The organism is Puerhibacterium puerhi (genome assembly GCF_009846865.1).
GTDB lineage: Bacteria > Actinomycetota > Actinomycetes > Actinomycetales > Cellulomonadaceae > Puerhibacterium > Puerhibacterium puerhi.
Map to the genome: position 1 here is coordinate 1 of NZ_WUWN01000067.1, position 10,807 is coordinate 10,807.

Consider the following 10,807-nt stretch of genomic DNA (forward strand, 5'->3'; position numbering starts at 1 on the left):
GCCGCCGCCGCAGCCGCCGACGCCGCCGGTGTCGACGCCGCCGCCCTCGCCCCGGTCGCGCTGCGCCGCCGCCGGGTCGACGCGCTGCCGCCCCTGGCGCGCACCACGCTGCTCGCGGAGCTGGCCGCGGCCCGCCCGGGGGTGCGGTACCTGGTGCTCGCCCTGCCGGACCGGCACGGCGGGCACCCCGCCGGCTGGTGGGAGCTGGCCGGCGACCTCGCGGCGCGGGGCCTCGGCGTCCTCGTGCTCGCGACGCCGTCGTCGGCCCGCGACCTCGGCGCCGACGTGCCCCCGACGAGCGGGCTGCACGCCCCGCCGGTCCTGGCGCTGCGCTCGCGCGCGGCCGCGCCGCCGCGCGTCCCCGCCGACGACCCCACCGACCTCGCCCACCCCGACACCGTCCTCGAAGGAGGTTCCCGATGACCGCCCTGCGCCTCGCGCTGTCGGAGCTGCGCCGCCTCACCGCCGGCACGCTGCCCCGCCTGGCCGTGCTCGCGGTGGCGATCATCCCCACGCTGTACGCGGGCCTGTACCTGTTCGCCAACCACGACCCGTACGGCCGCCTCGACGAGGTGCCGGCCGCCGTCGTGGTCGAGGACGCCGGGGACCACGGCGCGCAGGTCGCCGACGAGCTGCTCGAGTCGGGCGGGTTCGGCTGGCAGCGGGTGGACGACGCCGCCGACGCCGAGCGCGGCGTGCGCGAGGGCACGTACGACGCGGCGCTCGTCATCGGCCCGACGTTCTCCGACGACCTGGAGTCCGCCGGCCGGCTGGAGCCGCGGCAGGCGAGCCTGACGCTGATCACCGACGACGCGAACAGCTACCTCGCGCGCACCCTGGCCGAGCAGGTCGTCGGCCGTGTGCGCGACGCGCTCGCCACGCAGGTCGGCACGGAGGCCGCCGACCAGTTCCTGCAGGGCTTCACCGAGATCCACGGCCGGATGACCGAGGCGGCGGACGGCGCGGGCACGCTCGCGGACGGTGCCGCCCGGCTCGCCGACGGCGTCGGCGAGGCCGACGACGGCGCCCACCGGGTCGCCGACGGCGCGGCGAGCGCCGCGGACGGGGCCGGGCGGCTCGCGGCGGGGGCGTCCGACGCCGCCGACGGCGCGGGCACGCTGGCCGACGGCGCGACGCAGGCGGCGGACGGGGCCGCCGCGCTCGCCGACGGCCTGAACACCCTGCGGGACGGCACCGCCGCCCTGCCCGAGCAGACGCGGACGCTGGCCGACGGCGCCGCGCAGGTGGCCGCGGGCGACGCCCAGGTCGCCCAGTACGGCCACCAGGCCGCGGACGCGGCCGACGACGTGCTGCCGACCCTCGACGGCGCCCGCTCCGACCTCGGCGCGCAGCTCGACGCGGCGGTTGCCGACGGGATCCTGACGCAGGAGCAGGCCGACGACGTGCGCGCCCGGATCGACCCCGTGCTCGAGGGCCAGCGTTCCGACGTCGCGGACCTGGTCGGCGACGTGCACGACGCCACGGGGCGGCTCGACCGGCTCGCCGACGGGGCGCAGCAGGTGGCCGACGGCGCCGAGCGTCTCGCCGACGCCGCCCCGGCCCTCGCCGACGGCGTCGCCCAGGCCGCGGACGGCGCGCAGCAGCTCGCCGACGGCACCGGCCAGGTGCGCGACGGCGCGACGGCCCTGGCGGCCGGCGTCGGCGACCTGCGCGACGGCGCCGCCGACCTCGCCACGGGCACGGGCACCCTCAGCGACGGCGCCGCCGACCTCGCCGCGGGCGCCGACCGGCTCGTGGACGGCGCCGGCCAGGTGACCGACGGCAGCACGGAGCTGCGCGACGGGATCGCCGAGGGCGCCGAGCAGGTGCCGCACCCCGACGACGCCACGCGCGAGGCCACGGCGCAGACCCTGGGCGACCCCGTGGCCGTGCGGGCGGTGGCGCACGACCGGGCCGGCACCTACGGCGCGGGCCTGGCCCCGTTCTTCCTGTCCCTGGCCACGTGGATCGGCGCGTACGTGCTGTTCCTGTTCGCCCGGCCCCTGTCGGCCCGGGCGCTGGCGGCCGGCCGGTGGGTGTCGGCGGCCGTGGGCGGCTGGGTGGTGCCCGCCGGGCTCGGCGTGGTCCAGGTGGCGGCCATGTTCGCCGTCACCCGCTGGGCGCTGGACATCGAGCCGGTGCACGGCTGGGCCACCGCGCTGTTCCTCGTGCTGGTCTCCGGCACGTTCGTCGCGATCCTGCAGCTGCTGAACGTGTGGCTCGGTGCCGCCGGGCAGTTCCTCGGCCTGGTGCTCATGCTGCTGCAGCTGGTGACGGCCGGCGGCACGTTCCCGTGGCAGACGATCCCCGAGCCCCTGCGCTCCCTGCACCGGTTCCTGCCCATGTCGTGGGGCGTGGACGGCCTGCGGCAGCTGCTCTACGGCGGTGACCTCGCGACCGCAGCCCAGGATGCCGGGAGGCTGCTCGGCGTCGGGCTGGTCGCCCTCGCCGCCACGGCGCTGCTGGCCGGCCGCCAGCGCGTGTGGACGGCCAAGCGGCTGCAGCCCGAGCTCGTGCTCTGAGCCCGGGGGCGCCCGTGCTCCGAGCGGCGCGACACGCCCGGGTCCCGGGGGCCCGGGCGCGTCACCTGCCGCGTCGCGCGGGGGCCCGCACGCATCGCGGACGAGGCTCGGACCGGGCCCCGCGCCGGTGCGACAATCGGCCCGTGGTTGCTCCCAGCGTGACGAACCCGACGACCGCCGACGGCCCCCGTGCCGGCGCGCCCGCACCGGACGTCGAGGCCCTGCGCGCGGCCGAGAGCGCGGCCGCGCAGGCGCGCGAGGCCGTGGCCGACGCCCTGCGCACCGTCGTCTCCGGCGAGGTCACCACCGGCGCCCGGCGCCGCGCGGAGTACTCCACGGACGCCTCGAACTACCGGGTGGTGCCCGACGTCGTCGTGCAGCCGCGCAGCACCGACGAGGTCGCCGACGCGCTGGCCGTGCTGCGCGAGCTCAAGGTCCCCGTCACCGCCCGCGGCGCGGGCACGTCGGTGGCGGGCAACGCCGTCGGCCCCGGCGTCGTGGTCGACTTCGCCCAGCACCTCAACCGGGTCGTGAGCATCGACCCCGAGGCGTGCACCGCCGTGGTGCAGCCGGGCACCGTGATGTCCGTGCTGCAGCAGGCCGCCGCCCCGCACGGGCTGCGGTTCGGGCCCGACCCGTCCACGCAGAACCGCGCCACCCTCGGCGGCATGATCGGCAACAACGCCTGCGGGCCGCACGCCGTGGCCTACGGGCGCACCGCCGACAACGTCGTCGCGCTCGACGTCGTCGACGGCCGCGGCCGGCGGTTCACCGCGGGCGCCGGCGACCCCGAGTTCGCCGCCGTGCCCGGCCTCAAGGAGCTGGTGCGCGAGAACCTCGCGCTCATCCGCACGCAGTTCGGTCGCTTCGGCCGCCAGGTCTCCGGCTACTCCCTCGAGCACCTGCTGCCCGAGAACGGCTCGGACCTCGCCAAGGCCCTGGTCGGCACCGAGGGCACCTGCGTCACGGTGCTCGGCGCCACGCTGCGCCTCGTGCCCGTGCCCCAGAAGCCCACGCTCGTCGTGCTCGGCTACCCGGACATGCCCGCTGCCGCGGACGACGTGCCGGCACTGCTGGACCTGAAGCCGCTGGCGATCGAGGGGCTCGACGCGCGGCTGGTCGAGGTCGTGAGGCGGGCCCAGGGCGAGACGCGGGTGCCGCCGCTGCCGCAGGGCGCGGGCTGGCTGATGATCGAGGTCGGCGGCGCGACGCAGGAGGAGGCGCTGGCCACCGCCGAGCGGATCGTCGCGGCGTCGAGCGCCCTCGACTCCGAGATCCTGCCCGCCGGGCCGGCCGCCTCCGCGATGTGGCAGATCCGGGCCGACGGCGCCGGGCTCGCCGGGCGCACGCCCGCGGGCGAGCAGGCGTGGCCGGGCTGGGAGGACTCGGCCGTGCCGCCGGAGAAGCTGGGGCCCTACCTGCGCGACCTCGAGGCGCTCATGGCGCGCTACGGCGTGGACGGGCTGCCCTACGGCCACTTCGGCGACGGCTGCGTGCACCTGCGCATCGACATCCCCCTCGAGGCGTCCGGGTCGGTGCTGCGCACCTTCATGACCGAGGCCGCCGACCTGGTGGCCCGCTACGGCGGCTCGCTGTCCGGCGAGCACGGCGACGGCCGCGCCCGCTCGGAGCTGCTGCCGGTGATGTACAGCCCCGAGGCGATCGCGCTGCTGGAGCGGTTCAAGGCGCTGTTCGACCCGGAGAACCTGCTCAACCCGGGCGTCGTGGTCACGGCAGCGGGCACGCCCGGCTCCTCGACGGCGGGGCCCGGGACGACGCACGGCGCGCCGGTGACGCCGTCGGGCGCCCCCGCGCTGCTGCGGGTGGTGGCGGTCGACGAGAACCTGCGCCGCCCGGCCGCGCCGCGCACGCCGGCCGCCGGCGGCTTCTCCTTCCGCCACGACCACGGCGACATGACCACCGCGGTGCACCGCTGCGTCGGCGTCGGCAAGTGCCGCGCCGACACCCGCGCCTCGGGCGGGTTCATGTGCCCGAGCTACCTGGCGACCAAGGACGAGAAGGACGTCACGCGCGGGCGGGCGCGCGTGCTGCAGGAGGCAGTCAACGGCAGCCTCGTGCACGGCTTCGCCAGCCAGGAGGTGCACGAGTCGCTCGACCTGTGCCTGAGCTGCAAGGCCTGCTCGTCCGACTGCCCCGCCGGCGTCGACATGGCGCAGTACAAGTCCGAGGTGCTGCACCGTACGTACAAGGGCAGGCTGCGCCCGGTCGACCACTACTCGCTGGGCTGGCTGCCCCGCTGGGCGCGCCTGGCCGGCGGCATGCCACGGCTGCTCAACCGCGTGCTCGAGGTGCCGTGGGTGGCCAAGGCGGTGCTGTGGGCCGGCGGCATGGACACCCGCCGGAAGATGGTGCGGTTCGCCGAGGTGCCGTTCCGCACCTGGTGGGCCCGCGGCGGCGCGACGCACGGCGTCCCGGGCCTGCCGCTCGGGCAGGCCCCCGGCCGGGGCGGCCGCGCCGGCGCGCGGCCCAAGGTCGTGCTGTGGACCGACTCGTTCAGCGACGCGCTCTCGCCGACCGTGCCGCAGGCCGCCGTCACCGTGCTCACCAAGGCCGGCTACGACGTCGTCGTCCCGGACCGCCAGGCGTGCTGCGGCCTGACCTGGATCACCACGGGCCAGCTCGACGGCGCCAAGAAGCGGCTGACGCACCTGCTCGAGGTGCTCGCGCCGTACGCGGTCAACGGCATCCCGATCCTGGGGCTGGAGCCCTCGTGCACCGCGGTGCTGCGCTCGGACCTGCCGGACCTGCTGCCGGACGACCCGCGCGCGCACGCCGTCGCCGCGGCCACGCGCACCGTCGCGGAGCTGCTCACCTCGCCGGAGACGGCGCCGGGCCCCGAGACCGGGTTCCGGATGCCCGACCTGTCCGACGTCAAGGCCGTGGTGCAGCCGCACTGCCACCACCACTCGGTGATGGGCTACCAGGCCGACGAGAAGCTGCTGCGCGACGCCGGCGCCCAGATCGAGGTGCTGGCCGGCTGCTGCGGCCTGGCGGGCAACTTCGGCATGCAGAAGGGCCACTACGACGTGTCGGTGGCCGTGGCGGAGAACGCGCTGCTGCCCGCGCTGCGCGGCGCGGAGCCCGGCACGCAGTACCTCGCCGACGGCTTCTCCTGCCGCACGCAGGCCCTGCAGCTGGCCGACGTGGAGGGCAAGGCGCTCGTGGAGCTCATCGCCGAACGGCTGTGATCCCCGTCCGGGATGCGAGGTTCGGGTACGTGCTTCACCCGCGCGCGCCGTACGCTGCCGCGGTGACCCTTCAGCTCGTGCCCTTCCCCGCGTCCCGGTACGCCGACTGGCGGACCGAGCAGGTCGAGCGGCGCTACCGCTGGCAGTTCCTGCCCCTGTGGGGCGACGCGGCCACCGCCCGCGAGCGGGCCCTGGCGGCCGTCGACCAGCTCGCGCCGGTCGACGGCCTCAGCGGCACCCAGCTGCACCTGGTGATCGACGACGACGGCGAGGCCGGCTGGGTGTGGACCGTGCGCCACCCGGGCGACCTGCTCGTGCTCGACGCCTCGGTGCGCGCCCCGGGCGAGGCGCTCCTGCCCGTCCTGGAGGCCCACGCCCGTGCCGGCGGCGCCGAGGTGCTGCTCGTGGACCGCATGGACCCCGCCTCGACGACCACCGCGCTCACCGCCGCGGCGGGCTTCCGGCCCGCGGGCGTGACGATGGCGCTCGACCTCGCCGCGGGCGGCGAGGGCCGGGGCGGCGGCGCCGACGCCGCGGACGCCGCGATCGTCCGGCTGGTGCCGATGAGCGAGGACTCCTTCGAGCGCTACGTCGGCAGCGCCGTCGCCGAGTACGCCGAGGTGATCCACTCCGCGGGCGCCGGCACGTGGGACGAGGCGCTCGACCGCTCGATCCGCGACTACCGCGTCCTGCTGCCCGAGGGGCTCGGCTCGCCGGAGCAGGCGCTGTTCGACGTCGTCGCGGTCCCGGCGCCCGACGCCGAGCCGCAGCCGGCCGGCGCCGGGGCGCAGCCGCTCGTGGGCGGGACGATCGGCTCGGCCGGCGCCGCCGGCGCGGTGGGCGGGATCGCCGCCGTCGCCGCGGAGCCCGTGCTCACCGGCGGCGTCGCCGTGGGGGACGCCGCCGGCGAGCCGGTCGGCGCCGTCTGGCTCGGCCTGCGCCCGCCGGCCGCGGCGTTCGTCTACGACGTCCACCTGCGCCCCGAGGCGCGGGGACGGGGCCTGGGGCGCGCCGCCATGGAGGCGGCCGCCGCGTGGTGCCGCGCGCGGGGTGTCCGCGTGCTCGGCGCCAACGTGCAGGGCAGCAACCTCGCCGCCCGGGCGATGTACGAGTCGCTCGGCTACCGTCCGGTGGTCGAGGAGCTGGCGCTGCCGCTGGCCCCGCTCGAGCCGGTCACGGGGCCGCGCTGACGCACCGGGCCGGGAGAGCGTGACGATGGAGTTCCAGGACGTGGTGCGCCGGCGCCGGATGGTGCGGGCGTTCACCGACGAGCCGGTCGCCCCCGAGCAGACCGAGCGCCTGCTGCGCAACGCGGTGCGGGCGCCGAGCGCCGGGTTCACCCAGGGCTGGGCGTTCCTGGTGCTCGAGTCCCCGGAGGAGCGCGAGCGGTTCTGGGCGGCGGCGACTCCGTCGTCCGGCCGCGACATGAGTGACTGGCTGCGCGGCATGCGCACCGCGCCGCTGCTGATCGCCGTCCTGACGTCCCAGACCGCCTACGTGGGGCGGTACGCCGAGCCGGACAAGGGCTGGACCGACCGGGACGCGTCCCGCTGGCCGGTGCCGTACTGGCACGTGGACGCGGGCATGGCGGCGCTGCTGATCCTGCAGATGGCCGTCGACGAGGGGCTCGGCGCCTGCTTCTTCGGCGTGCCCGGGGACCGGCAGGGGGAGTTCCGCGCCGCGTTCGACGTGCCCGAGCAGTGGGCGCCGACGGGCGTGGTCGCCGTCGGGCACCCGGCCGACGGCGGTGCGGCGGGCTCGCCGTCGCGGCGCCGGCGCAAGCCGCTCGAGGACGTGGTGCACCGCGGCCGGTTCGGCGCCTGAGCCGCGCCGACGGCCCAGGAGCGCCGGGGCGCGCCGGCGGCCGAGCCCGCGCTCAGGCCGCCAGGCGCGTGCGGACCGCCGCGGGGAGCTGGTCCCAGTCGTCGAGGGTGTCGAGGTCGGCGGCGGTGCCGGGCCGCTGCACGACGACGGCGCGCAGCCCGCGGCGCACGGCCTCGGCCTCGTGCGCCGCCCGCGAGCCGGCGCCGAACCGGAACGCGAACCCGGCGGCGGCCAGGGGCAGCACCAGGAGGTTCGTGCCCGTGCCGTGCCGGTCGGTCGCGACGACGACGTCGGCGGCGCCGCTCTCGGCCGTGCCAGGGATGCCGGTGCGCTCGGGGGGCGCTTCGACGGTGCCGGACGCGGCGAGCAGGGCCGCGACGTCCTCGGGCGTCAGCGCGGGCAGGTCGGCGTGCGCGACCAGCAGCCGCGTCGCGCAGACGCCGGCGTCCCCGGCGAGCAGCGCCGCGCGCGCGACGTCGAGCGCGGCGTTGAGCCCCGGCCGGTCCGCGGGCTGCGGCAGCACGGCCAGGCGGACGGCGGCCTCGCCGGGCTCCGCCCCGAGGCCCGCGAGCACCTCGCGGGCGAACGGCGGGTCCGCCGTCACGACGACCACGCGCTCCACGCCGTCGGACGCGAGCAGGGTCCCCACCACGTGGCGCGCCAGCGCCGCGACGAGCCGCCGGCGGGCGGCTGGGTCGAGCGCGGTGGCGAGCCGCGACTTGCCCGAGACCCCGTCGCGCAGCGGCACCACCGCCACGGCGCGCGCGGTGGGGAGCACGGGGCTCACGGGACTGGATGCCCGGCGGCCGACAGCAGCTCGCGGGCCAGGCGCTCGCGCCCCTCGGCGCCGCCCATCACGGTGTCGGTCACCACGACCTCGAACCCCAGGTCGCCGATCGCCCCGGCGAGCCCGGCGTCGGCGTCGTCGACCACCATCACGTCCACGAGCCCCACGTAGAGCCGGGCGACGCCGAGGGCGGAGACCTCGTGCCCGAGCGTCTCGAGGATCTGCGCCGCCGGGCCCTTGACGGCCTGGCCGCCGACGATCGGGCTCACCGCCACGCGCCGCGCCGCCGTCGCGCGCACGGCCTCGCGCACCCCGGGCACCGCGAGCACGGGCTCGACCGACAGGAACGGGTTCGACGGCGCGACCACGACCACGTCGGCACCGGTCACGGCGTCGAGGACGCCGGGCGCCGGGCGTGCCGCCTCGACGCCGTCGTAGTGCAGGCCGAGCACCGCGTCGGCGTGCCGGCGGCGCACGAAGTACTCCTGGAAGGCCAGGCGGCCGGCGGGGGTGTCGACGAGCGTGGCGACGCGGTCGTCGGTCACCGGGCGCACCCGGGCGCCGACGCCGAGCGCCGTCGCCAGCTGCGCCGTGACCTCGCTGGCCGTGGCGCCGGCGCGCAGCCGCGCCGTGCGGACCACGTGCGTGGCCAGGTCCTTGTCGCCGAGCGTGAACCAGGTGTCCTCGCCCAGCCGGGACATCTGCTCGAGCGTCGCGTAGGTCTCGCCGCGCAGCCCCCAGCCGCGATCCTCGTCGTTGAGGCCGGCGAGCGTGTACAGCACGGTGTCGACGTCGGGGGAGATGTGCAGGCCGTGCAGCTCGGTGTCGTCGCCGACGTTCACGACGACGTCGAGGGCGTCCGCGGGCAGCGCGCGGGCCAGGCCGTGGGCCAGGCGGGCGCCGCCGACGCCGCCGGCGAGCACGGTCACGCGGGGGGCCGGGGAAGCGGTGGGAGGCACGTCGTCGAGCCTAGACGCCGCTGCTGGGTCCGGGGTCGGGTGCGGGGTCGGGTGCGGGGTCGGGTGCGGGGCTGGGGGCGGGGTTGGGGCCATGATGGGGCCATGGCCGTCTTCGCCTTCTCCGTCGCCCCGCTCGGTGCCGGCGAGTCCGTCGCGGACTCCGTCGCCGAGGCCGTCCGCATCGTCCGCGAGTCCGGGCTGCCCAACCGCACCACCGCGATGTTCACCGAGATCGAGGGGGAGTGGGACGAGGTGATGCCCGTGGTCAAGGCGGCCACGGACGCCGTCGGCCGCGCCGGGCACCGCGTCTCCCTGGTGCTCAAGGCGGACATCCGCCCCGGCTACACCGGCCAGCTCGACGCCAAGATCGCGCGCGTCGAGGAGCGGCTCGCCGCCGACGAGCAGGAGTCCGGCCACAGCTGAGCCGCGCCGCGGTCAGGTGGCCGGGCGGCAGGCGGTGACGACCTCGACCGTGCCGACGCCGTCGTCGAACCCGACGTGCGCCCGCTCCACCGCGGTGCGGCCGGCCGGCGTCGGGCCCTGCCACCACTCGCCGTGCAGCGGCTCGGGCGTGCCCAGGCCGTCGCGCGCCCACGCGGTGACGATCCGCTCGGCGGCATCCTCGTTGTCCTGCGTGATCAGCAGGAAGTCGACGTCGTCCGCTGCCGTCGCGAGGTCCCGTGCGGTGAACCGGCCCGTGAGTGCCAGGAGCACGCCGTCGGCGCCGTCGCCGGCCGCGTCCTCGCCGGTGCGCTCGATCCGGCACCGCCGTTCGACCACGGCGAGCGGCTCGGGCCACAGCAGGGCGTCACCACCCGCCGCCTCGGCGGCCCGGCGCAGCACGTCGAGGTCCGCGCGGGCCCGCGCCTCGGTCGGCGGCGGCCCGGGCTCGCCGGACTCCCCCTCCGCCGGCACCGTGTCCGACCCCGTCGCAGGCCCGCCGGGCGGTGCGCCGTCCGGTGCGGGCGCGCCGGCCTCCGCCTGCGCGGTGCGCCGGGCGAGCTCGGCCCACGCGTCGGCGCCCGGCTCGGCGCGGCCCACGGCGAGCGTCCACGCGACGCCGCCGGCGACGACGCCGACGAGGAGCCCGGCGGACACGACCTGACCCGCGCGGGTCGCGCGGGTCAGCGCCACGGGGAGCAGGGTCGCGAGCGTCACGGCGGCGCTCGCGGTGATCAGCACCGCCGCGAGCTGCACGTGCCACACCGGCTGGGTGGCCACCGCCGTCGTCCCGGTGAGGCACCAGGCCTGCGGCGGAAAGCCGCCCTCGTCGAACCACACGTCGCCCTCCGGCCAGCCCAGGACCTGGGCGCAGCGCTCGGTCGGGTCCCAGAAGCTCGCGCGCAGCGTGACCAGCACCGTCCACAGCCAGGCCACGGCGGTCAGGGCGGCGGCGGGGACCCCTCGGCCCCTCGGGCGCCGGCCACCGTCCGGGCCGCCGGCCTCGCCGCCGCGCTGCCCGCTGCGCGCCTCGCGGCGGCGGGCGAGCGCGACGACGGCGGCGCC

The 10,807-nt window shown here is 77.9% G+C and carries 8 protein-coding genes and 1 pseudogene; 6 read left to right on the forward strand and 3 right to left on the reverse strand.

Translation table 11 applies throughout. The features are described 5' to 3' along the window. From GSF02_RS17695 to GSF02_RS17715, 5 genes and pseudogenes are all read left to right on the forward strand, one after another. Positions 1–423 (forward strand): annotated as a pseudogene (locus GSF02_RS17695) (hypothetical protein); the annotation flags it as partial. After that, the gene (locus GSF02_RS17700) at positions 420–2,522 is read left to right on the forward strand and encodes a YhgE/Pip domain-containing protein (RefSeq protein WP_159798692.1); all 2,103 of its coding nucleotides are present in this window, start codon (positions 420–422) and stop codon (positions 2,520–2,522) included. The pseudogene GSF02_RS17695 and the gene GSF02_RS17700, both read left to right, overlap by 4 nt. Positions 2,523–2,743: 221 nt before the next feature. Further along, complete coding sequence (locus GSF02_RS17705) at positions 2,744–5,731, forward strand: FAD-binding and (Fe-S)-binding domain-containing protein (protein WP_408003919.1); 2,988 nt, start codon at positions 2,744–2,746, stop codon at positions 5,729–5,731. 62 nt (positions 5,732–5,793) lie between these two features. Beyond that, entirely contained in the window at positions 5,794–6,921 is a 1,128-nt protein-coding gene (locus GSF02_RS19045; RefSeq protein ID WP_159798693.1) for a GNAT family N-acetyltransferase, read from the forward strand. A 25-nt stretch (positions 6,922–6,946) separates the two neighbouring features. Further along, complete coding sequence (locus GSF02_RS17715; protein WP_159798694.1) at positions 6,947–7,555, forward strand: nitroreductase family protein; 609 nt, start codon at positions 6,947–6,949, stop codon at positions 7,553–7,555. A gap of 52 nt (positions 7,556–7,607) precedes the next feature. Here GSF02_RS17715 and GSF02_RS17720 read toward each other — a convergent pair whose 3' ends face one another. Both GSF02_RS17720 and cofD read right to left on the reverse strand, forming a co-directional pair. Then, positions 7,608–8,333, reverse strand: a complete 726-nt coding sequence (locus GSF02_RS17720; RefSeq protein WP_159798695.1) for an NTP transferase domain-containing protein — start codon at positions 8,331–8,333, stop codon at positions 7,608–7,610. Positions 8,334–8,338: 5 nt separating this feature from the next. Beyond that, positions 8,339–9,301 (reverse strand): 2-phospho-L-lactate transferase, encoded by a 963-nt coding sequence (gene cofD, locus GSF02_RS17725; protein ID WP_235915676.1) that lies wholly within the window; start codon positions 9,299–9,301, stop codon positions 8,339–8,341. Positions 9,302–9,403: 102 nt separating this feature from the next. Here cofD and GSF02_RS17730 point away from each other — a divergent pair, with 102 nt between their 5' ends. Continuing rightward, positions 9,404–9,724 carry an MTH1187 family thiamine-binding protein gene (locus GSF02_RS17730; protein WP_159798697.1) on the forward strand — a complete coding sequence of 107 codons (321 nt, stop codon included), beginning with the start codon at positions 9,404–9,406 and terminating at the stop codon, positions 9,722–9,724. Positions 9,725–9,736: 12 nt separating this feature from the next. Here the strand turns inward: GSF02_RS17730 and GSF02_RS17735 are convergent. After that, the coding region (locus GSF02_RS17735; protein ID WP_408003918.1) for a hypothetical protein at positions 9,737–10,807 on the reverse strand (1,071 nt) is incomplete at its 5' end.

Bases quoted from the DNA above. Each gene is read 5' to 3' on its own strand.
- GSF02_RS17700 (WP_159798692.1), top strand. From the start codon at position 420: ATGACCGCCCTGCGCCTCGCGCTGTCGGAGCTGCGCCGCCTCACCGCC.
- GSF02_RS17730 (WP_159798697.1), top strand. From the start codon at position 9,404: ATGGCCGTCTTCGCCTTCTCCGTCGCCCCGCTCGGTGCCGGCGAGTCC.
- GSF02_RS17715 (WP_159798694.1), top strand. From the start codon at position 6,947: ATGGAGTTCCAGGACGTGGTGCGCCGGCGCCGGATGGTGCGGGCGTTC.